A 22392-nucleotide genomic window follows, 5' to 3' on the forward strand; every position below is an offset into this window, starting at 1 on the left:
CGCGCGCGCACGGCATCCCTGATCACGCCATCCAGACGGACGACGAAACACGACCCGGCCCGCACGATGACCGGGCAACGACGGATGCCGGGACCCGGGGCAGTCCCCGCGATCCCGGCATCCGGTCAGATCACTCCCACTCGATGGTCCCCGGGGGCTTCGACGTGACGTCGAGCACGACCCGGTTGACCTCGCGGACCTCGTTGGTGATGCGGTTGCTGATCTTCGACAGCACGTCGTACGGCAGGCGCGTCCAGTCGGCGGTCATCGCGTCCTCGCTCGAGACGGGACGCAGCACGATCGGGTGGCCGTACGTGCGGCCGTCGCCCTGCACGCCCACCGACCGGACGTCGGCCAGGAGCACCACCGGGCACTGCCAGATCTCGCCGTCCAGGCCCGCCTTCGTCAGCTCCTCGCGGGCGATGGCGTCGGCGTCACGCAGGATCTCGAGGCGGTCAGCGGTGACCTCACCCACGATGCGGATGCCGAGGCCGGGCCCCGGAAACGGCTGGCGGCCGACGATCGCCTCGGGAAGCCCCAGCTCGCGACCGATCGCGCGCACCTCGTCCTTGAAGAGGGTACGCAGCGGCTCGACGAGCTCGAACTGCAGATCCTCCGGGAGCCCGCCGACGTTGTGGTGGCTCTTGATGTTCGCGGTCCCCGCACCGCCGCCGGACTCGACGACATCGGGGTACAGCGTCCCCTGCACGAGGAACCGGATCGGCTCGCCCTCGGCGGCCGCCTCGGCGACGAGGTCGGCCTGCACCTTCTCGAAGGCGCGGATGAACTCGCGGCCGATGATCTTGCGCTTCTGCTCCGGGTCGCTCACGCCGGCGAGGGCGGTGAGGAAGGTCTCGCGGGCGTCGACCGTGATCAGGCGCACGCCGGTGGATGCCACGTAGTCGTTCTCGACCTGCTCGCGCTCGCCCTTGCGCAGGAGGCCGTGGTCGACGAAGACGGCGACGAGCTGGTCGCCGACGGCCTTGTGCACGAGCGCCGTCGACACCGCGGAGTCGACGCCGCCGGACAGCGCCGACAGCACGCGGCCGCTGCCGACCTGCGCGCGGATGCGCTCGACCTGCTCGGCGATGACGTTGCCGCTGTTCCAGTCGGCGGCCAGTCCCGCCGCCTTGTGGAGGAAGTTGACGATGACGTCCTGGCCGTAGTCGGAGTGCTTGACCTCGGGGTGCCACTGGACGCCGTAGAAGCACTTCTCGGCGTTGCCGAAGGCGGCGACCGGCGTCGCCGCGGTCGAGGCGAGCACCTCGAAGCCCTCGGGGGCCGCGGCGACCTGGTCGCCGTGGCTCATCCAGACGTTCTGCTCGACGGGCTGACCGCCGAGCAGCACACCGCCGTCATTCGCGACCACGGCATCCGTCGCGCCGTACTCGCGCAGGCCGGTGTTGGCGACCTGGCCGCCCAGCTGCTGCGCCATCACCTGGAAGCCGTAGCAGATGCCGAGCGTCGGCACGCCGAGCTGCAGCACGGCCGGGTCGAGCGTCGGGGCACCGGGCTCGTACACGGAGGACGGACCGCCGGAGAGGATGATGGCCACCGGGTTCTTCGCCTCGACGTCGGCGGCGGTCACGGTGTGCGGCACCAGCTCGCTGTAGACGCCGGCCTCGCGCACCCGTCGCGCGATGAGCTGCGCGTACTGGGCTCCGAAGTCGACGACGAGGACGGGACGCTGAGCGGTCTCGGTCTGGGTGGTCACCGGCTGCCTTCCGTGGCGGGGATCGGGGCGGAGGACTCGTCGGCCTCGCGCTGCGCGAGGTAGGCCCGCACCTCGCGGGCGACGCGCGCCTCCATGAAGAACGACAGGAGCGGGACGATGCCGCCGAGCGCGAGCACGATGAACCGCACGAAGCCCCAGCGCATGAGGCTCCACACGCGGAAGCACGCGAAGAGGTACACGACGTAGAACCAGCCGTGCGCGATGAGGATGCCGGTGGACAGGTTGATCGCGCCGCCGGTGAGGTCGCCGCCGCCGTCGAGCGTGACCGGGTGCAGCCAGAGCGCTCCCCCGGCGCCGCCGGCGAACAGCTCGTAGCCGAACGCATACTTGACGATCATCTCGGCGCACAGCGACAGGAGCATGACACCCGTGATCACCGAGGCGATCTGGTAGAACCTGAGCGCCCCGCGGATCGCCGGAAAACTGGCGAGTTTGGGCTGAGGCATGCCGTCAAGTCTAGTCGGCGACGCCCGCCGGTTCGGCCGCCGCGGATGCGGCGACGGCGGCGGTCGGCGCCCCGCGCATCACACGGTCTCCCGCGCTCGCGCGGCCTGCTCCTCCTCGAGCGCCTCGACCTCTTTCTCCCACGCGTCGCGGGCCAGCCGGTACCACATGTAGAACGCGAAGCCCGCGAAGATGGCCCACTCGACGGCGTAGAAGATGTTCAGCCAGTTGATGGCGGAGCCCTCGGCGGGAGCCGGCGAATCGATCGCGACGAGCCCGCCCACGAGCGGCTCGCCGGCATCGGCGACCAGGTACGGGCGGTACACCGAGAGCTCGTCCGTGTCGTGCCACCAGCTCAGCAGGGCCGCCGGCGACATCCGGGTCATCTCGGTGGGCGCGGCGCCGCGCGGCGGCGCCATGGGGCCCTCGTCGGCGATGAGCCGACCGGTGAGCGTGAGCGCGCCGCCGGGGTCGGCGTTGAGGGCGGATGCCGCGGCATCCGCGACCGCGCGGTCATCCGTCCAGCCGACGGCGACCGCGAGCGAGGTCGGGGTCGCGGCGTCGGTGCGGAACTGCCCGGTCACCCAGTAGCCCTGTCGCCCGTCGTTGAACCGGGACGAGACGACGAGGAAGTCATCGGCGACGAAGGAGCCCGAGACCTCGACGCGCTGACCGACCAGCGGCTCGGGCAGATACGCACCGGGCTCGGTGATCTCCGCGATCGGGCGCACCTGCTCGGTGGCCCCGGGAGCGGGCGGCGACGTGTCGATCGCGCGGCCGAGCTGCCACTGGCCGAGCCAGGCGAAGACGGCCGCGACGACGAGCGCGAACACGAGCATGCCGAGCCACCAGGGGCGCAGCATGACCTCGCGCAGCGTGGGCGGGAACGGCTCCGTGGTCATCGACCTGCCATGTAGGGCGCGACGACGACCTCGACGCGCTGGAACTCCTTGAGGTCGGAGTAGCCCGTGGTGGCCATCGACTTCTTGAGCGCGCCGATGAGGTTCGCCGTGCCGTCGGCGACCGGGGCCGGCCCGTACAGGATCTCCTCGAGCGGCGCCACCTGCCCGACCTCGACGCGCTTGCCGCGCGGGAGCTTCGGGTGGTGGGCCTCGGGACCCCAGTGGTGTCCGCGGCCGGGCGCGTCGGTTGCGCGCGCGAGGGCGACGCCGAGCATGACGGCATCCGCGCCCATCGCGAGGGCCTTCACGATGTCGCCCGAGGTGCCGACGCCGCCGTCGGCGATGACGTGCACGTAGCGGCCGCCCGACTCGTCGAGGTAGTCGCGGCGGGCCCCGGCCACGTCGGCGACGGCGGTCGCCATCGGCGCGTGGATGCCGAGGGTGGCGCGGGTGGTCGAGGCCGCTCCGCCGCCGAAGCCCACCAGCACGCCCGCGGCTCCCGTGCGCATGAGGTGCAGCGCCGCCGTGTACGTGGAGGCGCCGCCGACGATCACGGGGACGTCGAGGTCGTAGATGAACTTCTTGAGGTTCAGGGGGGCGTCGACGCTGGAGACGTGCTCGGCGGAGACGGTCGTGCCGCGGATGACGAAGAGGTCGACGCCGGCCGCGACGACCGTCTCGTACAGCTCCTGGGTGCGCTGAGGGGTCAGGGCACCGGCGACCGTGACGCCGGCATCGCGGATCTCGGCGAGGCGGTCGCGGACGAGCTCGGGCTTGATCGGCTCGGCGTACAGCTCCTGCATGCGACGGGTCGCCTCGGATGCCGGCAGCGACCCGATCTCCTCGAGCAGGGGCTCCGGGTCGTCGTACCGCGTCCACACCCCTTCGAGGTCGAGCACGCCGAGGCCGCCGAGCTGGCCGAGCATCACGGCCGTGCGCGGGCTCATGACCGAGTCCATCGGGGCGCCGAGGACGGGGATCTCGAAACCGAAGGCATCGATCGACCAGGCGGTCGAGACGTCCTCGGGGTTGCGGGTGCGCCGCGAAGGCACGACCGCGATGTCGTCGAACGCATAGGCGCGGCGGGCGCGCTTGGCGCGGCCGAGCTCGATCTCCATGGTCACATCCCCAGCCTACCCGCGCTCTCCGCCCGCCCCCGCGGTATCGGCACCCGCGGCATCCCCTGCGGGATGCGGCCGCGTGAGGCGGAGGATGAGCGCGGCGAGCACGCCGTTGAGCAGGAAGGCGAGGAAGGCGTACGACCCGATCCACGGCGACAGCGCCACGGCGACGGCGGCGCACGTGACCGCCGAGATGCCGCCGGCGCTCGCCGCGCGGACGTTCTCGACCGCCTCCGGGCGCAACAGCTGCCCGCCGCGGGCGGCGGCCCACCTCCAGGACAGGTGACCGAACAGCGCCACGAGGAAGAAGTCGACGGGCAGCAGGACGCGCCCCGCGAGGAAGTCCGAGTACTGCGAGGTCAGCGCCGTCGTGAACGGGATGAGGACGACGAACAGCAGCCGGGCGTTGTTCAGCCACAGCAGCGTCGTGTCGACGTCGGCGATGTCGCGGAACTGCCGCAGGTGGATCATCCACATGCCGCTCAGCAGCGCGAAGCTCACGGCGAACGAGGACACGTTCGGCCACAGTCCCGCGAGGGCCGCCCACATGTCGGCATCCGAACCGATCTCGCCGAACGAGGCGGTCGTCAGATCGAGCACGAGCAGCGTCGCGGCGATCGCGAAGACGGCGTCGGAGTACGCCTCGACGCGGGAGGTGCCACCGGAAGCCGCGCGTCGGCGGCGCGGCCGCGTCGTCTCGCTCACGCGCTCAGGCTAGCGCGGCCGCGCGACGCGCGCCTCGTCCCAGACCGGCTCGGCGGTCTCCACGACGCGGCCGTCGGCGCCGAAGACGAGGAAGCGATCGAACGAGCGCGCGAACCACCGATCGTGGGTCACGGCCATCACGGTCCCCTCGAACCGCTGCAGCGCGTCCTCCAGCGCCTCCGCCGAGACGAGATCGAGGTTGTCGGTGGGCTCGTCCAGCAGCAGCAGCGTCGCGCCCGACAGCTCCAGCAGCAAGACCTGGAACCGGGCCTGCTGCCCACCCGAGAGGCTGTCGAACGTCTGCTCGGCCTGACGGACCAGTCCGTACCGGTCGAGGGCCGAGCTGGCCGCGTCGCGCGGCAGGCCGGGGCGCCGGTCGTCGCCGCGGTGCAGGATGTCGAGCAGCGACCGGCCGGAGAACTCCGGATGCCGGTGGGTCTGCGCGAACCAGCCGGGAGTGACGCGGGCGCCGAGCACCGCACGACCCGTGTGCGCCACCGGGTCGAGCTCGGCTCCCACCTCGGTGACATGGCCCTGCAGCCGGTCGGGGTCGGTTCCCCCGCGCGCCAGGAGGCGCAGGAAGTGGGACTTGCCCGACCCGTTGGAGCCGAGCACCGCGATGCGGTCGCCGAACCAGACCTCGAGGTCGAACGCCGTCATGAGGCCGGTCAGCTCGAGCCCCTCGGCGACGACGGCGCGTTTGCCCGTCCGCGCGCCGCGGAGGCGCACGTCCAGTGTCTGCGCCGGCGGGCGCTCCTCGGGCGGCCCGGCCTCCTCGAAGCGGCGCAGCCGCGTCTGCGCCGCCCGGTACCGGGAGGCGAATTCGTCGCTGGCCGCCGCCTTCGCCTTCATGTCCGCGACGAAGCGCATGAGCTTCGCGTGCTGCTCGTCCCAGCGCCGGCGCAACTCGTCGAGGCGCGCCATCCGGTCTTCGCGGGCGGCGTGATACCCGTCGAACCCGCCGCCGTGCACCCAGGCCGTGCTGCCCGCCCCGCCGGCTTCGAGGGTCACGATGCGGTCGGCGGCGCGAGCGAGCAGCTCGCGGTCGTGCGAGACGAGCAGGACGGTCTTCGCCGTCTCGCGCAGGCGCTCCTCGAGCCAGCGCTTGCCGGGGACGTCGAGGTAGTTGTCGGGCTCGTCCAGCAGGAGCACCTGGTCGGGACCGCGCAGCAGCGCCTCGAGGGCGAGCCGCTTCTGCTCGCCGCCCGACAGCGTCGTCAGCGCGCGGAACCGGGCGCGCGCGAACGGCACGCCCAGGGCCGCGGTCGTGCACGTGTCCCACACGGTCTCGTACTCGTAGCCACCCGCTTCGGCGTAGTCGGCGAGCGCGGCCGCGTAGCGCATCTGCGTGTCGAGGTCGTCGCGGTCGATGATGGCCGACTCGGCATCCTCGAGCTCGCGCGCGGCGGAGCGGACGCGTGCCGGGGCGACGGAGATGAGCAGGTCGTGGATCGTCTGGCCCGCCTCGCCGTGGCCGACGAACTGGTCCATGACGCCGAGTCCTCCGTCGATGGTGACGACTCCCGAACGCGGCGCGAGCTCGCCGCGGATGATGCGCAGCAGCGTGGTCTTGCCCGCGCCGTTCTGGCCGATCAGCGCGGTGGTCCTGCCGTCGGCGACCCGGAACGTCACCTCGTCCAGCAGCGGGCGCCCGTCCGGCAGCGTGAACGAGACGGCGGCGATGTCGATGTAGCCCATGACGGGTCCTTCCGCCCTCGCCGCGTCGCGGGCGCAGAGCCGACCAGCCTAGCGTGTTGTCCTCCGGGCGACCAGCGCGCGCCTCCGAGCGACCGGCGCGAGCCGTCGCGCGGCCACCGCCGCGCCCGCGGGCCGCCGACCCGCGGCGTCACGAACGCGCCGTCGACGGGCGCGGTGGCCCAGGATGGATGCCGGAACGAGAGGAGACGGCATGGCGCAGCGCATCGTCGTGATCGGCGGCGGGGTCATGGGCCTGGCGACGGCCTGGCAGCTGACGCTGCGCGGAGAACAGCCGATCGTGCTCGACCGCTTCGCGCGGGGCCACCGCCAGGGCGCGTCGCACGGGGCGACACGCAACTTCAACAACGCGTACGGCGAGGAGCACTACCTCGACCTGCTGGCGCGCGCCCGGGAGGGATGGGACGGGCTCGGCATCGTCGAGGGCGAGCCGCTGCTGCGTCTGCACGGCCTGGTGACGCACGGCGCGGGCCTTCGCGACGCCCCCGTGCCGGTGGCCGAGATCGCCCGCCGCCTGCAGGAGCGCGGCATCCGCGCCGAACTGCTCGACGCCGCCCAGGCGCATCGCCGCTGGCCCGGGATACGGTTCGAGGACGTCGTGCTCCACTCCCCCGAGGGCGGGGTCGTCCGCGCCGACGCGGCGCTGCGCGAATGGGAGCGGCGGATCGTCGCCGCCGGCGCCGCGGTGCGGTGGCAGACCCCGGTCCACGCGGTGCGTCCCGATGCGGACGGCGTCGACGTCGTGCTCGACGGCGAGACGCTGCGGGCGGATGTCGCGGTCGTGACCGCGGGGGCGTGGACCGATCGGCTGCTGGCGGGCGCCGACCCGGACCTCCGTCTGCCTCCCCTGCGGGTCACCGAGGAGAGCCCGGCGCACTTCGCCGCCGTCGGTCCCGGTCCCTGGCCGTCGTTCAACCACATCGGCGTCCCGGGAGAGCGTCCGGGCGGGGTCTACGGCATGCCGACACCCGGTGAGGGCGTCAAGGTGGGGTTCCACGCCGTCGGAGACGAGGTCGATCCCGACGCCCGGCCGCACCGGCCGACGCTCCAGCGCGAGCTGCGGGAGTACGTGCGGGAGTGGTTCCCGGGCCTGGACGCCGACAGCGCGGCGCCGATCTCGTGCACGTACACGTCCACTCCGGATGCCGCGTTCGTGCTCGACCGCGTGGGACCGGTCGTGGTCGGGGCGGGCTTCTCGGGCCACGGCTTCAAGTTCGCGCCGGGCGTGGGCGCGACCCTCGCCGCGCTCGCTCTGGACCCGTCGGCGCGGGCCGCCGCGCCGTTCCGCCTGCCGTCCTGACGACCGGCGACGGCCGGCGACCGCTACTTCTTGTAGTTGGGCGCCTCCACGACGATCTGCACGTCGTGGGGGTGGCTCTCCTTGAGCCCGGCCGCCGTGATGCGGACGAACTTGCCCCGGGCCTTGAGCTCCTCGATGGTGCGGGCGCCGACGTAGAACATCGACTGACGGAGGCCGCCGACGAGCTGGTAGGCCACTGCAGAGACCGGACCGCGGTACGCGACCTGACCCTCGATGCCCTCGGGGATGAGCTTGTCGTCGCTCGGGATGTCGGCCTGGAAGTAGCGGTCCTTCGAGTAGGACGTCTTCTTGCCGCGCGTCTGCATCGCACCGAGCGAGCCCATGCCGCGGTAGAGCTTGAACTGCTTCCCGCCCTGGAAGACGATCTCGCCCGGCGACTCGTCGGTGCCCGCGAGGAGCGATCCGAGCATGACGGTGTCGGCGCCGGCGACGAGAGCCTTGGCGATGTCGCCGGAGTACTGCAGGCCGCCGTCGGCGATGACGGGGATGCCGGCCTCGCGCGCGGCCTGGTAGGCCTCCCAGATCGCGGTCACCTGGGGTACGCCCACGCCCGCGACGATGCGCGTCGTGCAGATCGAGCCCGGGCCGACGCCGACCTTGACGGCATCCACGCCCGCATCGATGAGCGCCTGCGCGCCCTCGCGCGTCGCGACGTTGCCGCCGATGACGTCGATGTGGGCGAACGACTCGTCGGCCTTCAGGCGGCGGACCATGTCGATGACGCCCTGCGACTGGCCGTTGGCCGTGTCGACGACGATGACGTCGACACCCGCGTCGCGGAGGGCCTCGGCGCGCTCCCACGCGTCGCCGAAGAAGCCGATCGCCGCTCCGACGCGCAGGCGCCCCTGGTCGTCCTTCGTCGCGAGCGGGTACTTCTCGCTCTTGTCGAAGTCCTTGATCGTGATGAGGCCCGCGAGCTTGCCGTCGTCGTCGATGAGCGGGAGCTTCTCGACGCGGTGCTGCGCGAACAGCGCGATGACCTCGTTGGCGCCGATGCCGACGCGCCCGGTGACCAGGCCCTCGCTGGTCATGACGTCGCGCACCTTGGTGGTCTGGCGCTCGAAGCCCGACACGAAGCGCATGTCGCGGTTCGTGATGATGCCCAGCAGCTGCCCGTCCTCGTCCACCACGGGGAGCCCGGAGATGCGGTACTGGCCGCACAGCTTGTCGACCTCGTCGATGGTGGCGTCGGGGGTGGTCGTGATCGGATCGGTGATCATGCCCGACTCGCTCCGCTTGACCTGGTCGACCATGGCGGCCTGCTCGGCGATGGCGAGGTTGCGGTGCAGGATGCCGAGACCGCCCTCGCGGGCCATCGCGATCGCCATCCGCGCCTCGCTGACGGTGTCCATCGCCGCCGACAGCAGCGGCGTCGCCACGGTGATCCGGCGGGTGACGCGCGACGACGTGTCGGCCTCGGAGGGGATGACGTCGGTGTGCCCCGGCAGGAGCAGCACGTCGTCATAGGTCAGTCCGACGAAACCGAACGGGTCGTTGTGCTCCACGTGCTCTCCTGTTATCTCGCGCGCGCGAATTCGGGTGTGTACCGATTGTAAGTCGCGGGCGGCGGCGCGCATTCCGCGGCCCGTTCCCGCGGCGGACTTCCGCTCCCCCGGAAACATGAGGCGGGTAGGCGAAACAATGGCGACACATTACGCTCGTACCGTCGTTGATCAATGTCGAGGCGACCGCACCACCTGCCATGGTGTGCCGGACTGGAGGAACCTTTGCGTCCCATGACCGCCACCGCACGAACGCCCCAGAGGTGGCTCGTGCTCATCCTCGGAGCGCTGCTCGCAGCGTCACTCTTGATCGTCGGCGGGGCTGCGAGCGCCGCGCACGCCGCCGGCGCCCCCGATACGCCCGGCGGGGATCAGGAGAAGACCGACTACTACTTCGGCGGGGTGATCACGTTCGAGGACAAACCCGTCGCCGATGTGGGGATGTCGGTGAAGGGCGGCGGCTTCGAGGCGAAGACCGTCACCGACGCCCAGGGCAAGTGGCGACTGTACGTTCCCGACAAGGACACCTACACGCTCGTCGTCGATGAGACCACGCTCCCGGAAGGCGTCATCGTCGACGCGTCGAACCTGCCCGAGGGACTCCAGCCCATCCAGGGCACGACGGGATCCTTCGAGGTCGAGTTCGGGCTCACGAAGACGAAGATCGTCAACCTGTTCCTCGGCCAGGGTGAGCGCGTCACGCAGTCGTTCGTCGACCAGCTCGCGGTGCGGCTGGTCAACGGTCTGAACTTCGGACTGCTGCTGGCCCTCGCCGCGATGGGCGCGGCGCTCATCTTCGGCACGACCGGTCTGTCGAACTTCGCCCACGGCGAGATGGTCACGTGGGGCGCGCTGCTCGCCCTGCTGTTCAGCACGACCTGGCAGCTTCCGCTGTGGCTGGGGGTGACGGCGGCGGTTCTCGGCGGCGGCGCCCTGGGCCTGGTCCTGGATGCCGGCCTGTGGCGGCCTCTGCGCCGCCGCGGGCTCGGCGTCGTCCAGCTGATGATCGTGAGCATCGGCCTGTCGCTGGCGCTGCGCTACACCTATCAGTACTTCGTGGGCGGCGCGACGAGCCAGCTGCCGGGGTCGAGCCCGGCGCCGATCGAGTTCGGCCCGATCTCGCTGTCGTACATCGACCTCATCAGCATGGGGGTGAGCGTCATCGTCATCCTCGGCGTCGCCTACTTCCTGCTGCGCACCCGCATCGGCAAGGCGACGCGCGCGATCTCCGACAACCCGCAGCTCGCCGCCGCATCCGGCATCAACGTCGACCGCGTGGTGCGCATCGTGTGGGTCCTCGCGGGAGCGCTGGCGGCCATCTCCGGCGTGCTGTGGGCGTACTTCCGACCGGGCGTGCGCTGGGACATGGGAACGCAGATGCTGCTGCTGATCTTCGCCGCCATCACGCTCGGTGGGCTCGGCACGGCATTCGGCGCACTGCTCGGTGCGCTCATCGTCGGCATCGTCGTGGAGACCTCGACGCTCTGGATCCCGTCGGATCTCAAGTACGCGGGAGCCCTCGTCGTGCTCATCATCATCCTGCTGGTCAGGCCGCAAGGTCTGCTGGGTCGCAGAGAAAGGCTCGGGTGACGGCCATGGATTGGGGCGCCATCATCGGCAACACGCTCGGCTATCTGCTGAGCCCCGTCACGATCGCTTACGCGCTGGCCGCGACCGGCCTCGCGGTGCACTTCGGCTACGCGGGCCTCCTGAACTTCGGCATGGCCGGGTTCATGGCCCTCGGCGCCTACGGCTACGCGATCTCGATCCTCACCTTCGGGCTCCCGTGGTACCTCGCGATGATCGTCGGCCTGCTGCTGGCCGCCGTCTTCGCGGTCATCCTCGGCATCCCGACCCTGCGGCTGCGCGCGGACTACCTCGCGATCGTCACGATCGCGGCCGCGGAGATCGTGCGCCTGCTGTTCACCACGCAGGTGTTCGACGAGTGGACGAACTCCGCCGACGGCCTCGGCAACTACAACGGGAGCTTCCAGTCGGCCAACCCGTTCCCGTCGCTGCCCGGCGGCGCGCGCTACGGCTGGGGGCCCTGGCAGTTCACGGCGCAGCAGCTCTGGGTCGTCGTGTTCGGTCTGGTGCTGCTCGCGGTGTCGATCTTCGTGGTCTGGGCGCTCATGCGCAGCCCGTGGGGACGCGTGCTCAAGGGCATCCGCGAAGACGAGGACGCCGTACGCTCCCTGGGCAAGAACGTCTTCGCCTACAAGATGCAGGCGCTCGTCGTCGGCGGCGTGATCGGCGCGCTCGGCGGCATCGTCTACGTGCTGCCGTCCGCGGTGATCCCGTCGAGCTACACGACGGCGCTCACCTTCTTCCTGTGGACGATCCTCCTGCTCGGCGGCGCGTCGACCATCTTCGGTCCGTCGCTCGGTGCCGTCCTGTTCTGGATGGTGATGGCCCTGCTCGGCAACCTCCTGCCCGAGATGGCGAAGGCCGGCTGGCTGCCGATGAGCGACATCCAGGCGGGCACGCTGCGCTTCATCCTCGTGGGCGTCGCCCTCATGCTCATCGTGATCTTCCGGCCGCAGGGCATTCTCGGCGACAAGAAGGAGATGACCTTTGTCAAGTGATCAGAACCCCCAGGGCGTCCCCGACGCGACCGCGCCGGTGACGACCGCGACGGGCAGCATCCGCCGCCCGAAGAAGACCGGTCTCGCCACGGGCGCCGCCGTCCCGGGGGTGGCGAAGGTCGACCCGATCATGGTGATCGACGACGTCACGCGACGCTTCGGCGGCCTCACCGCCGTCGACGTCGACCACCTCGAGATCCCGCGGCACGCCATCACGGCGCTCATCGGCCCCAACGGCGCCGGCAAGACGACCCTGTTCAACCTGCTGTGCGGCTTCGACAAGCCCAACTCGGGCACGTGGTCGTACGACGGGAAGAACCTCGCCGGCATCCCCGCCTTCAAGGTGGCCCGGATGGGGCAGGTGCGCACGTTCCAGCTGACCAAGGCGCTGTCGCTGCTGACGGTGCTCGAGAACATGAAGCTCGGCGCGCCCAAGCAGAAGGGCGAACGGTTCTGGTCCGCCTTCATCCCGGGCATCTGGCGCGGGCAGGAGACGGCGAACGAGGAGAAGGCCCGCGGCCTGCTGCAGCGCTTCAAGCTCGACACCAAGGAGAAGGACTTCGCCGCATCGCTGTCGGGCGGCCAGCGCAAGCTCCTGGAGATGGCGCGGGCGCTCATGAGCGATCCGCAGCTGGTCATGCTGGATGAGCCGATGGCGGGCGTGAACCCCGCGCTCACGCAGTCGCTGCTGGATCACATCCTGGATCTGAAGGATCTGGGCGTGACCGTGCTGTTCGTCGAACACGACATGCACATGGTGCGCCACATCGCGGACTGGGTGGTCGTCATGGCCGAGGGCCGCGTCGTCGCGGAGGGCCCGCCGGACTCGGTCATGCAGGACAAGGCCGTCATCGACGCGTACCTCGGCAGCCACCAGGACGTCGACCTCGGGGTCGTCACGGGCCGCATCCCGGGAGAGCTCGACGAGTCCGCCAAGGAACTGCTCGAGGAGATCGAGGACGTCGAGGCCGCGAGCATCGCCGAGGCCGAGGAGGAGAAGAAGTGAGTGCATCCACGGGCCCGGGAGCCGTCGCGCAGGCCGCACCCGCGGCATCCGACGAGATCGTCGTCGAGGTCTCCGATCTCACCGCCGGCTACCTGCCGGGCATCAACATCATCAACGGCGCGAACCTCGTCGCCCGCAAGGGCGAGCTGATCGGCATCATCGGTCCCAACGGCGCCGGCAAGTCCACGCTGCTGAAGTCGATCTTCGGGCTCGTGAAGGTGCGCGGCGGCGACATCACGGTGAACGGCGAGTCGATCGTGGGCCTCAAGGCCGACAAGCTCGTCCAGCGCGGGGTGGCGTTCGTCCCGCAGACGAACAACGTCTTCCCGTCGCTGTCGATCGAGGAGAACCTGCAGATGGGGCTCTACCAGAACCCCAAGATCTACGCCGCCCGCCTCGAGTTCGTGACCGGCATCTTCGCCGAGCTCGGCAAGCGCCTCAAGCAGCGTGCCGGCTCGCTGTCCGGCGGCGAACGGCAGATGGTGGCGATGAGCCGCGCCCTCATGATGGACCCGTCGGTGCTGCTGCTCGACGAGCCGAGCGCCGGGCTGTCGCCCGTACGTCAGGACGACGCCTTCATCCGCGTCTCCGACATCAACAAGGCGGGCGTGACGACGATCATGGTCGAGCAGAACGCGCGCCGCTGCCTGCAGATCTGCGACCGCGGCTACGTCCTCGACCAGGGCCGCGACGCGCACGAGGGCACGGGGCGCGACCTGCTGAACGACCCGCAGGTCATCGGTCTCTACCTGGGTACGCTGGGCACGGACGAGGAGCACTGAGCACCCCGTCCGGCACGACCGAAGAGGCCCCCTCCCGCCGCGAGGGGGCCTCTTCGCGTACCGGGATGCCGTGGCATCCATCCGCAGCGGCGCCGCGGGCGGCGGGCCGCGCCGGCACACGGCGGGCCGCGCCGCACGCGGCGGGTCGCGCCGCACGCACGGGAAAGGGCCCCGGATCGCTCCGGGGCCCTCTCTACGCGTCGAGTGTCAGCGCGTGTCGATGCGGGTGTGCATGTTGTCGGCACCGAACTGGAAGATGCCGATGGACGCCTGCGTCGGGTCGCCGTGCTCGTCGAAGGTGATCGGGCCGGAGTAGCCGTCGTAGTCGGCCACGCCGCCGCCGAGGATGATGTCGGCGCACTCGGAGAACGAGGTGCACTTCTTGCCATCGCCCGAGCCGCCGGAGACCTCCTGCAGCTTGCCCGCCATGTCGGCGCCGGTGGTCGACTTCGCCGCGAGGGCGGAGAGGGCCAGCAGCACGACCGCGTCGTAGGACTCGGCCGCGTACGAGTAGTCCTCGAGCGCGGCGTTGCCGGCGGCGGTCCACGTGGTGTTCAGACGCTCCTTGAAGTCGTCCTCGAGCACCGGTCCGGGCGTGGTGCCCTTGGCGCCTTCGAGCGACACGGAGACCTTGTCGCCCCACTGCTTGAGGTTGCCGTCGACGAGGTAGAAGTTGCTCGCCGGCAGACCCGCGTTGACCAGGAGCGGAGCGATCGTCGCGAACTGGTCGAACGTGACGAGCACGACCGCGTCCGGCTTGGCGGCCGCGATCGTCGCCACCTGGGCGTCGAACGAGCTGTCGCCGTCGTTGTAGGACGCCTCGGCCACGACCTTGCCGCCGGTGGACTCGAAGACATCCTTCACGACACCGAACAGACCGGTGCCGTAGGCGTCGTTCTGGTAGATGATGCCGATGTTCTTGTGGCCGTCCTCGGCGATCAGGTTGCCGAGCACCTCACCCTGCAGCAGGTCGCTGGGGGCGGTGCGCCAGTACAGGCCCTTGTCGTCCCAGTTGGTGAAGTCGGGCGAGGTGTTGGCGGGCGAGAAGGTGATGATGCCGGCCGCGACGTTGGAGTCGAGGAACAGCTTCGTGACACCCGATGCCGCCGCACCAATCATGGCCGAGACGCCGGCGCTCTGCAGCTTGGGCACCGTGGTCTCGAAGGCCTTGTTGTCGGCGTCGCCGGAGTCGCCGGGGGTGAAGTCGACCGTGATGCCCTTGGCCGCCTTGTTCACCTCGTCGACGGCGAGCAGGACGCCGGCCTCCTCGGGCGGGCCGAGGAAGGCGAGGCTACCCGTCTGCGGCAGCACGCTGCCGATCTTGAGGGTCAGGTCCTCGGCCGGGCCGCTGCTTTCGCTGGGCGTAGACGAGCCGCCGCCGGCACAGCCGGCGAGCAGAACGGCGCTGACGGCGGCCACGGCGATACCGCCGAGCACCTTGCCAGCCCGCGAACGTGTGAAGACGCTCATGTTGCTCCTTGATCTGGTTGACACGGGGCGAGCTCGGGAGCCTCCCCAGTGGGTCAAACCTAACGGCCTGGTCGCGTCCGGATTGTTGCGATGCGTTAACGGTGTGAAACGGAACGGTCACGGTGCGATAACGGTCGCGGCGGGCCGCGCGGCGGGTCTCGCGGTGGGCCGCGCGGTGGGCTCAGACCAGATCGACGACGTCGGCTGCGCCACGGGCGCGCCGCCCGGCGATCAGCGAGTCGGCGCTGAGGACGATGAGCGCCACCCAGACGAGTCCGAACCCGATCCACCGCTCCAGCGGCATCGGCTCCTGGAGGATCCACGCGCCGGTGATGAACTGCAGGATCGGCGCGACGAACTGGAGCAGGCCGATGACGGTGAGCGGGGCGCGGCGGGCGCCGCTGGCGAACAGCAGCAGCGGCACGGCCGTCACGACGCCGGCGAGGGTGACCAGCACGGTGTGGCCGGCTCCCTGGGTGCCGAAGACGAGACCGGTCGTGCTCGCGACGACGACGAGCTGGATGAGCGCGATCGGGGTGAGCCAGAGGGACTCGAGCGTGAGGCCGCTGATCGCGTCGACGCGCGGACCGATCTGCTTCTTGACGAGCCCGTAGGCGCCGAAGCTGGCGGCGAGGGTGAGGGCGATCCAGGGGAAGGAGCCGTACGCGACGATGATGACGATCACCGCGAGGCCGGCGAAACCGATGGCGACCCACTGCGCGGTGCGCAGGCGCTCCTTCAGCACGATGACACCCAGCAGGACGGTCACGATCGGGTTGATGAAGTAGCCCAGGCTGCCCTCGATGACGTGCCCGGTCAGGATGCCGATGAGGAAGACCTGCCAGTTCACGTAGATCAGCAGACCCGCCACGATGGTCCAGAAAACGAGACGGCGGTCGCGCAGGATCGCGAACAGCTTGCCCCAGGTGCGCGTGACCGTCAGCAGCACCGCGCAGAACAGCAGCGAGAAGAGGATGCGCCAGACGACGATCTCCCACGGCCCGATCGGGGCGAGCGTCAGGAAATAGAGGGGCATGAAGCCCCACAGGAAGTAGGCCGCGAAGGCATAGATCCCGCCGAGCCGCTCTTCGCGTGCGGTGTCGGCGGGTGTCATGAGACAAAGCCTACGACGGTCCTGACACTTGGATGCCGCGGCATCCTGCCGTTCAGCGTGCGCGAACCGCCATGTTCTGTGCGAGCCGCCACATTTCGGACGGGACGGGCCGTGGCGGCTCGACCGGGGTGTAGCGGCTCGCGAGGGGATGCAGAAGGGCCCGGATGCCGAGGCATCCGGGCCCTTCTGTGCGAATCGTCAGCGGACGACGACCGCCAGCACGTCGCGAGCGGACAGGACGAGGAACTCGTCGCCGCCGAACTTCACCTCGGTGCCGCCATACTTGCTGTAGATGACGCGGTCGCCGACGGCGACGTCGAGCGGGACGCGGTTACCGTTGTCGTCGATGCGGCCGGGGCCCACGGCCACGACCTCGCCCTCCTGGGGCTTCTCCTTGGCGGTGTCGGGGATGACGAGGCCACTGGACGTGACCTGCTCAGCCTCGACCTGCTTGATGACGATGCGGTCCTCGAGCGGCTTGATGGAAACCGACACGGTCTACCTCTTTCTTGCTGGGCGTGATGCTTCAAGACTCGTTAGCACCCACAGGGGTGGAGTGCTAACAGAAGTCTAGGGCGGAGTTGGCACTCGTGCAACGCGAGTGCCAACCGTGCGACACGGAACCCCCCTGTTACATGAATCATGTTTCACCTAACATCGGCTCTGGGCTCCCCTGAGCCGGGACCGCCGGGCAATGGTGCCCGGTCGAAGGCGGGAGCCGGATCGGAGCAGACCGATGACATCCCCCCGCATCCCCCGACGCCGCGCCGTGGCGGCGATGCTGACGGCCGCCGCACTCGCGGCCGCCGGACTGCTCGCCGGGCCGCTGGCGACACCCGCCACGGCGGCGACCGGGTCGTGGACCACCGAGTCGATCGCCGGCATGAACGTGCGCCTCTACACGCCGGCGAGCGCGCCGACGCTCGGCGCCGGTCGCGCCCTCATGGTCAGTCTGCACGGTTGCGTCCAGACGGCCTCCACCCTGCAGACGGCCGGCAACTGGGCGGCGACCGCCGAGAGGTACGGTATGGTCGTCGCCCTGCCCGACGCCCCCAGCGGCGGCGTCGTGCTGGGCTGCTGGGACTACTACGACGCGAACCACTCGCGGACCTCCCCCGCCCGCCACGACGACAACCTCCTCGCTCTCGTCTCCACCCTCACCGCACGCGGCACCCTGGGCATCGACGCGGCGCAGGTGTATCTGTCGGGACTGTCGTCGGGCGGCGGCGAGACCATGGTGATGGGCTGCCTCGCCCCCGACGTGTTCGCGGGCATCGGCATCAACGCCGGGCCCACCGTCGGCACCACGTCCGGTCAGATCGGCAGCGTCGCCGTGTCGCAGACCCAGGGCCGGAACACCTGCACGACGTTCGCCGGCTCGGCATCCGGAGCCTTCGCGACGCAACTGACCTCGGTGGTCTACGGGTCGAACGACACGACGGTCGCTCCCGGCTACAACACGCTGAACGCGCAGATCATGGCGGGCATCTACGGCGCCGGGTCGACCTCGACGTTCGCGCTCACCGGTCTCGCCGGAACGAACACCGCGGGCTCGGGCACGCTCTACGCGGATGCCGCGGGTCCCCGTGTCTCGCTGATCCAGAACACCGGGCTCGGACACAACTGGCCCGCGGGCGGCGGCCCGGGCGGATCGTACGTGTCGACGAACAGCATCGACTACCCGGCCTACGTCACGGGCTTCTTCTTCCAAAACAACCGACGCGTCGACCGCTCGGGCACTCCGACGCCCACCCCCACGCCCACCCCCACGCCCACCCCTACCTCCACTCCGACGCCCACGCCGACGCCGACCGCGCCGGCGGGCTGTGTGACCGCGTCCAACGCGGACCACAAGGCGGCGGGCCGCGCCACGAGCTACGGCACCAACCCCTACAACCCGTACTACGCGGTCGGGAGCCTCGACTACCTGGGACAGGGGGATGCGACCGTGACGAGCCTGCAGCAGGTGTCGGCGACGCGGTGGACCAAGGTGGCCGGCTGCTGAGCCGACCCGCATAGGCTGGCCGGATGGAACGCGCCGAGCTCACCGCCCTGCTGACCGCCGACGGTCTGCGGCTGGTCGATGAGCTCGGCGCGATCGATTCCGCCGACGACGTCGCCCGCACGGTCTCACGGCTGCGCGCCGCGGGGCTGTCGCCCGAGCTGGTCTCGGCCGCCGTCGGCCAGGCGCGGCTGCGCACCCGCGCCCGCGCCAAGTTCGGCGAGTTCGCCGACCGCATGCTGTTCACGAGGGCGGGGCTGGAGCAGGCGACGCGGCTGTCGATCGCCGCCCGTCACGCCGGCCGCTTCCGCGATGCGGGCGTACGGCGCGTGGCCGACCTCGGATGCGGCATCGGCGGCGACGCGCTCGCCCTGGCCGGCATCGGGCTGGAGGTGCTGGCCGTCGACGCCGACGAGACCACCGCCGCCCTCGCCGCCTACAACCTCGCGCCCTTCGGCGACGCGGCGACGGTGCGCCACGCCCGTGCCGAGGAGGTGCCGCTCGACGGCATCGACGCCGTCTGGCTCGATCCCGCTCGGCGCGCGGCGGGACACGCCGAGACCGCCCGGCTCGGCGCGGCCGACTGGTCGCCGTCGCTGGACTGGGTGTTCCCGCTGGCCGCGCGGATGCCCGCGGGCATCAAACTCGGGCCCGCCTTCGACCGCGCCCTCATCCCGGACGATCCCGCCGGAGTGGAGGCCCAGTGGATCAGCGTCGACGGGTCGACGATCGAGCTCGTCCTCTGGACGGGCGCGCTCGCCCGCCCGGGGGTGCGGCGGGCCGCCCTCGTCCTCCGCGCGGGCGCCGCCTCCGAGCTGACGGCCGACGCGGACGCGCCCGACGCCGAAGTGCGCCCGCTCGGCAGATTCATCCACGAGCCCGAGGGCGCCGTCATCCGTGCCCGGCTCATCGGGGAGGTCGCGCGCCGGCTCGACGCCGGCATGCTCGCCCCGGGCATCGCCTATCTCACCTCGGATGCCGAGGCCACGAGCCCCTTCGTGCAGACCTTCCGCGTCCGCGAGCAGCTGCCGACCGATGTCAAGGCGCTCGCCCGCGCACTGCGCGAGCGCGAGATCGGCACGCTCGAGATCAAGAAGCGGGGCGTCGACGTCGATCCGGCCGCACTCCGCACGAAGCTGAAGCTGCGCGGCCCCGGCACGGCCACCCTCATCCTCACCCGCGCGGGGACGTCACGGGTGGCGGTGCTCGCCGACCGGGTGTGACCCCACGGCGGCGGCGTCAGCCGAACAGAGGCCCCTGGGTGGAAGCCCACCACAGCCATCCCGCACTGTAGGCGAGCGAGAGCAGGCTCAGACAGAGTGCCCACACCGCGACGGCGCGACTCTCCCACGGCCGGCGAATCGCCACGATCGCCAGCACCGCGCCGACGAGGCCGATGAGGAAGCCCCAGCCCACGAGCATCGAGACGATGAGGCCCAGCACGGCGAAGGTGAGCGCCCACGGGGCGCTGCGCGGCAGGACCTCGGGCGGCGGTGCCCAGCGCACCTCGGGCTCGGGCATCCAACTCGACTCCCCCTCCCCCGCGACCACGGGCGTCGCCAGCGGCACGGGTTGGGTGAACTCGCGCTGGAAGCCGCCCCGGTGCTCACCGGGGAGCGCCGCGGTCGCCGCGGGCGCCACGTCGTCGGAGGGCGCCTCGACGCGCGGCTCGGGCGGAGGTGCGGGGGTACGCTCGTCGCTCATCCGGCCACCTGGATCTCGGTCACGGGCAGGGTCGAGTCCGCACCGAAGCCGAGGTGCGAGGCCGGGCGTCCGTGAGCGATGAGCTCTGCAGCCAGCGCGGCGATCATCGCTCCGTTGTCGGTGCACAGGCTGAGCGGCGGGATGCGCACCGCGACGCCGGCCTCCGCCGCGCGCGTCAGCGCGACCTCGCGCAGGCGCCGGTTCGCGATGACCCCGCCGCCGAGGAGCAGCCGCGGCACGTCGTGACGCGCGCACGCGTCGAGCGCCTTCGTGACGAGCACGTCGACGACCGCTTCGCGGAACGAGGCGGCGACGTCGGATACGTCGGGTGCCCGCCCGTCGGCCTCGGCCTGCTCGACCCATCGCGCGACGGCCGTCTTCAACCCGGAGAACGAGAAGTCGTAGCGGTGCGCCGCCATGTCCGACGCACGCGACAGCCCTCGCGGGAACCGGATCGCCGCCGGGTCTCCGGTTGCCGCGGCGCGATCGATCTCCGGGCCGCCGGGATAGGGCAGCCCGAGGATGCGCGCGATCTTGTCGAAGGCCTCCCCCGCCGCGTCGTCCAGCGTCTCGCCGAGCAGCTCGACGTCCGACACGAGGTCGCGCACGAGCAGCAGAGAGGTGTGACCGCCGCTGACGAGGAGCGCGATCGTCGGGTACTCCACGTCGTCGCCGGTCAACAGGTCGGCGGCGATGTGGCCCACGAGGTGGTTGACGGCGTACAGGGGCTTGTCCAGCCCGACGGCGAGCGCCTTCGCCGCGCCGATGCCGACCATGAGCGCGCCGGCCAGGCCCGGTCCGCTCGTGACGGCGACCGCGTCGAGGTCGGACAGGGCGATCCCCGCCTCCGCGACCGCGGCGTCGATCGCGGGCTGCAGCGCCTCCAGGTGGGCGCGGGCGGCGACTTCCGGCACGACGCCGCCGTAGCGGGCGTGCTCGTCCATGGAGCTCGCGATCGTGTTGCTCAACAGGGTGCGGCCGCGCACGATGCCGATGCCGGTCTCGTCGCAGCTCGTCTCGATGCCGAGCACGAGGGGTTCGGTGGCCGTCACGAGCACGCTCCCGCATCCGTCGAGGTGGCGCCCGCCGCCGCGGTGCGGGCGGCGGCCCACCCCGCGAGGTCGAGCTTCATGACGACGGCGTCCACGTCGTCGGGCTGGTAGTAGCGGGGACGGCGGGCGATCTCGATGAAGCCCTCCGAGAGGTACAGCGCGGACGCCGTCGGGTTGTCGGCGCGCACCTCGAGGAACACCTCGCGGGCGCCGCGCTCGCGCGCCGCGTCGAGCAGGGCGCGCAGGAGCAGGCGTCCCCGGCCCCGTCCACGGTATGCCGCGCCGATCGCGATCGTCTGGATGTCGGCGTCGGCCGCGCACGCGACGGCGCGCACCCCGCCGTAGCCGACGAGCCGGCCGCCCTCGACGTCGACGAGGTAGCGCGCGTGCGGCGACGCGAGCTCCTTGCGCATCATCGCCGCGCTCCACGCGTCGGTCGGGAACGAGGCGCGCTCCAGCTCCATGATGGCGGGAAGGTCGTCCGCCGCCGCGGGTCGCAGGCTCATCCGGCCGCCCCCGGCGGACGGGCGGCGGCGCTGCGCGGGAGGGTGACGTCGGGAGCGCGCAGATACAGCGGCTCGGGACCGGCGAGGGTCCGCCCGGCGGCCACCGCGCGCGCCGCGAGCACGGCGAGCACGGGCGCGCTGACCGCCGCGACGTCGTGTCGCACCGCGCCGGTGCGGGCGAGGAGGTCGTCGATGTCGGCGCGGGGGCTGAGGGCGGGGCCGTCGGTGCGGATCGGGATGCCGTCGGCATCCACCCCCTCGTACACCGAGTACGCGACCTCGCGCCGGCGGGCGTCCGTGACGACGGCGAACCGCTCCGGCTCGGCGAACGGGTCGACCAGGGCGGTGGCCAGAAGGATCTCGAGAGCGGCGGCGTCGTGGCTGGGCACGGCGACCACCGGCAGCTCCCGGGCCAGGGCGAAGGCCCGCGCCGCGGCGATGCCGACCCGCAGCCCCGTGAAGGGTCCCGGACCCATGCCCACCGCGACGTGGGTGAGCACGACCGGCGCGCTCACGCCGGTCTGACCGAGCGGACCGCGTTCGGCCTCGACGAGCGCCTGCCGCAGCAGGTCGCCGATGACCTCGGCATGGCCGAGCGGGTTCGCGCTCGCGCTCTCCGCCCGCACGGCCCCGTCGGGATCGACGATGCCGACGGCGGTGCCGAGCGAGGTGTCGATGCCGAGGATCACCGTTCCAGGGTAGTCGGGGTGCGCGCGCCGGCGGGC

21 protein-coding genes are annotated in these 22392 nt (G+C 71.3%); 7 read left to right on the top strand and 14 right to left on the bottom strand.

The window, feature by feature from the left end:
* Positions 1–130: 130 nt before the first annotated feature.
* The 6 genes from guaA to MHO01S_RS03990 all read right to left on the bottom strand — a co-directional run bounded on the left by guaA (position 131) and on the right by MHO01S_RS03990 (position 6605).
* Positions 131–1714: a glutamine-hydrolyzing GMP synthase gene (guaA, locus tag MHO01S_RS03965; protein ID WP_060960336.1), complete on the bottom strand. Its 1584-nt coding sequence runs from the start codon at positions 1712–1714 to the stop codon at positions 131–133.
* Positions 1711–2181, bottom strand: coding sequence for a DUF3817 domain-containing protein (locus MHO01S_RS03970; protein WP_060960335.1), 471 nt, complete (start codon positions 2179–2181; stop codon positions 1711–1713). Before MHO01S_RS03970 ends, guaA begins: the two co-directional genes overlap by 4 nt.
* 78 nt (positions 2182–2259) lie before the next feature.
* Positions 2260–3081 carry an SURF1 family protein gene (locus MHO01S_RS03975; RefSeq protein ID WP_060960334.1) on the bottom strand — a complete coding sequence of 274 codons (822 nt, stop codon included), beginning with the start codon at positions 3079–3081 and terminating at the stop codon, positions 2260–2262.
* Complete coding sequence (locus MHO01S_RS03980) at positions 3078–4199, bottom strand: GuaB3 family IMP dehydrogenase-related protein (protein ID WP_060960333.1); 1122 nt, start codon at positions 4197–4199, stop codon at positions 3078–3080. The genes MHO01S_RS03975 and MHO01S_RS03980 overlap by 4 nt, the downstream gene beginning before the upstream one ends.
* 15 nt (positions 4200–4214) lie before the next feature.
* Positions 4215–4907, bottom strand: coding sequence for a TMEM175 family protein (locus tag MHO01S_RS03985; protein WP_082808023.1), 693 nt, complete (start codon positions 4905–4907; stop codon positions 4215–4217).
* Positions 4908–4916: 9 nt separating this feature from the next.
* Entirely contained in the window at positions 4917–6605 is a 1689-nt protein-coding gene (locus tag MHO01S_RS03990; RefSeq protein ID WP_060960332.1) for an ABC-F family ATP-binding cassette domain-containing protein, read from the bottom strand.
* A gap of 211 nt (positions 6606–6816) precedes the next feature.
* Between MHO01S_RS03990 and MHO01S_RS03995 the strand changes: the two genes are divergently transcribed.
* Positions 6817–7923: an FAD-dependent oxidoreductase gene (locus tag MHO01S_RS03995; RefSeq protein ID WP_061781863.1), complete on the top strand. Its 1107-nt coding sequence runs from the start codon at positions 6817–6819 to the stop codon at positions 7921–7923.
* 23 nt (positions 7924–7946) lie between these two features.
* On the opposite strand, the gene guaB is transcribed toward MHO01S_RS03995, so the two are convergent.
* On the bottom strand, positions 7947–9449 hold the full coding sequence (guaB, locus tag MHO01S_RS04000; RefSeq protein ID WP_061781864.1) for an IMP dehydrogenase: 1503 nt from the start codon (positions 9447–9449) through the stop codon (positions 7947–7949).
* A 231-nt stretch (positions 9450–9680) separates the two neighbouring features.
* On the opposite strand from guaB, the gene MHO01S_RS04005 reads away from it, so the two are divergent.
* The 4 genes from MHO01S_RS04005 (at position 9681) to MHO01S_RS04020 (ending at position 13819) form a co-directional block, all read left to right on the top strand.
* Entirely contained in the window at positions 9681–11036 is a 1356-nt protein-coding gene (locus MHO01S_RS04005; protein ID WP_060960329.1) for a branched-chain amino acid ABC transporter permease, read from the top strand.
* A gap of 5 nt (positions 11037–11041) precedes the next feature.
* Positions 11042–12031, top strand: a complete 990-nt coding sequence (locus tag MHO01S_RS04010) for a branched-chain amino acid ABC transporter permease (protein ID WP_060960328.1) — start codon at positions 11042–11044, stop codon at positions 12029–12031.
* Between the two features lie 130 nt (positions 12032–12161).
* The gene (locus MHO01S_RS04015; RefSeq protein WP_197425781.1) at positions 12162–13037 is read left to right on the top strand and encodes an ABC transporter ATP-binding protein; all 876 of its coding nucleotides are present in this window, start codon (positions 12162–12164) and stop codon (positions 13035–13037) included.
* A 56-nt stretch (positions 13038–13093) separates the two neighbouring features.
* On the top strand, positions 13094–13819 hold the full coding sequence (locus MHO01S_RS04020) for an ABC transporter ATP-binding protein (protein WP_101307269.1): 726 nt from the start codon (positions 13094–13096) through the stop codon (positions 13817–13819).
* Between the two features lie 207 nt (positions 13820–14026).
* Here MHO01S_RS04020 and MHO01S_RS04025 read toward each other — a convergent pair whose 3' ends face one another.
* The 3 genes from MHO01S_RS04025 to groES all read right to left on the bottom strand — a co-directional run bounded on the left by MHO01S_RS04025 (position 14027) and on the right by groES (position 16898).
* On the bottom strand, positions 14027–15289 hold the full coding sequence (locus MHO01S_RS04025; RefSeq protein ID WP_060960326.1) for an ABC transporter substrate-binding protein: 1263 nt from the start codon (positions 15287–15289) through the stop codon (positions 14027–14029).
* Between the two features lie 181 nt (positions 15290–15470).
* Entirely contained in the window at positions 15471–16403 is a 933-nt protein-coding gene (gene rarD / locus MHO01S_RS04030; RefSeq protein WP_060960325.1) for an EamA family transporter RarD, read from the bottom strand.
* A gap of 198 nt (positions 16404–16601) precedes the next feature.
* Positions 16602–16898 (bottom strand): co-chaperone GroES, encoded by a 297-nt coding sequence (gene groES / locus MHO01S_RS04035; protein ID WP_005050391.1) that lies wholly within the window; start codon positions 16896–16898, stop codon positions 16602–16604.
* Between the two features lie 241 nt (positions 16899–17139).
* Here groES and MHO01S_RS04040 point away from each other — a divergent pair, with 241 nt between their 5' ends.
* Together MHO01S_RS04040 and MHO01S_RS04045 are read left to right on the top strand one after the other, a co-directional pair.
* Positions 17140–18408 (top strand): extracellular catalytic domain type 1 short-chain-length polyhydroxyalkanoate depolymerase, encoded by a 1269-nt coding sequence (locus MHO01S_RS04040; RefSeq protein WP_061781865.1) that lies wholly within the window; start codon positions 17140–17142, stop codon positions 18406–18408.
* A 23-nt stretch (positions 18409–18431) separates the two neighbouring features.
* Entirely contained in the window at positions 18432–19628 is a 1197-nt protein-coding gene (locus MHO01S_RS04045; RefSeq protein WP_061781866.1) for a THUMP-like domain-containing protein, read from the top strand.
* Positions 19629–19644: 16 nt separating this feature from the next.
* Here the strand turns inward: MHO01S_RS04045 and MHO01S_RS04050 are convergent, their stop codons facing one another.
* From MHO01S_RS04050 to tsaB, 4 genes are read right to left on the bottom strand one after another with little or no spacing between them, the layout of a single operon-like run.
* On the bottom strand, positions 19645–20109 hold the full coding sequence (locus tag MHO01S_RS04050; RefSeq protein ID WP_060960323.1) for a hypothetical protein: 465 nt from the start codon (positions 20107–20109) through the stop codon (positions 19645–19647).
* The gene (gene tsaD / locus MHO01S_RS04055) at positions 20106–21161 is read right to left on the bottom strand and encodes a tRNA (adenosine(37)-N6)-threonylcarbamoyltransferase complex transferase subunit TsaD (protein WP_061781898.1); all 1056 of its coding nucleotides are present in this window, start codon (positions 21159–21161) and stop codon (positions 20106–20108) included. The genes MHO01S_RS04050 and tsaD overlap by 4 nt, the downstream gene beginning before the upstream one ends.
* Positions 21158–21667 (bottom strand): ribosomal protein S18-alanine N-acetyltransferase, encoded by a 510-nt coding sequence (gene rimI / locus MHO01S_RS04060; protein ID WP_060960322.1) that lies wholly within the window; start codon positions 21665–21667, stop codon positions 21158–21160. Before rimI ends, tsaD begins: the two co-directional genes overlap by 4 nt.
* Positions 21664–22356: a tRNA (adenosine(37)-N6)-threonylcarbamoyltransferase complex dimerization subunit type 1 TsaB gene (gene tsaB, locus MHO01S_RS04065; RefSeq protein ID WP_061781867.1), complete on the bottom strand. Its 693-nt coding sequence runs from the start codon at positions 22354–22356 to the stop codon at positions 21664–21666. The genes rimI and tsaB overlap by 4 nt, the downstream gene beginning before the upstream one ends.
* Positions 22357–22392: the final 36 nt, after the last annotated feature.

Origin of the sequence: Microbacterium hominis NBRC 15708, assembly GCF_001592125.1 — a bacterium.
Taxonomy (GTDB): Bacteria; Actinomycetota; Actinomycetes; order Actinomycetales; family Microbacteriaceae; genus Microbacterium; species Microbacterium hominis.

What these genes read in the sequence shown, in the direction of transcription:
- MHO01S_RS03990 (WP_060960332.1), bottom strand. Translation starts at nt 6,605, where the DNA reads ATGGGCTACATCGACATCGCCGCCGTCTCGTTCACGCTGCCGGACGGG.
- rimI (WP_060960322.1), bottom strand. Translation starts at nt 21,667, where the DNA reads ATGAGCCTGCGACCCGCGGCGGCGGACGACCTTCCCGCCATCATGGAG.
- MHO01S_RS03980 (WP_060960333.1), bottom strand. Translation starts at nt 4,199, where the DNA reads ATGGAGATCGAGCTCGGCCGCGCCAAGCGCGCCCGCCGCGCCTATGCG.
- rarD (WP_060960325.1), bottom strand. Translation starts at nt 16,403, where the DNA reads ATGACACCCGCCGACACCGCACGCGAAGAGCGGCTCGGCGGGATCTAT.
- MHO01S_RS03970 (WP_060960335.1), bottom strand. Translation starts at nt 2,181, where the DNA reads ATGCCTCAGCCCAAACTCGCCAGTTTTCCGGCGATCCGCGGGGCGCTC.
- MHO01S_RS03975 (WP_060960334.1), bottom strand. Translation starts at nt 3,081, where the DNA reads ATGACCACGGAGCCGTTCCCGCCCACGCTGCGCGAGGTCATGCTGCGC.
- MHO01S_RS04040 (WP_061781865.1), top strand. Translation starts at nt 17,140, where the DNA reads ATGACATCCCCCCGCATCCCCCGACGCCGCGCCGTGGCGGCGATGCTG.
- MHO01S_RS04010 (WP_060960328.1), top strand. Translation starts at nt 11,042, where the DNA reads ATGGATTGGGGCGCCATCATCGGCAACACGCTCGGCTATCTGCTGAGC.
- MHO01S_RS04005 (WP_060960329.1), top strand. Translation starts at nt 9,681, where the DNA reads ATGACCGCCACCGCACGAACGCCCCAGAGGTGGCTCGTGCTCATCCTC.
- MHO01S_RS03995 (WP_061781863.1), top strand. Translation starts at nt 6,817, where the DNA reads ATGGCGCAGCGCATCGTCGTGATCGGCGGCGGGGTCATGGGCCTGGCG.
- MHO01S_RS04015 (WP_197425781.1), top strand. Translation starts at nt 12,162, where the DNA reads ATGGTGATCGACGACGTCACGCGACGCTTCGGCGGCCTCACCGCCGTC.
- MHO01S_RS04025 (WP_060960326.1), bottom strand. Translation starts at nt 15,289, where the DNA reads ATGAGCGTCTTCACACGTTCGCGGGCTGGCAAGGTGCTCGGCGGTATC.
- MHO01S_RS04045 (WP_061781866.1), top strand. Translation starts at nt 18,432, where the DNA reads ATGGAACGCGCCGAGCTCACCGCCCTGCTGACCGCCGACGGTCTGCGG.
- MHO01S_RS04050 (WP_060960323.1), bottom strand. Translation starts at nt 20,109, where the DNA reads ATGAGCGACGAGCGTACCCCCGCACCTCCGCCCGAGCCGCGCGTCGAG.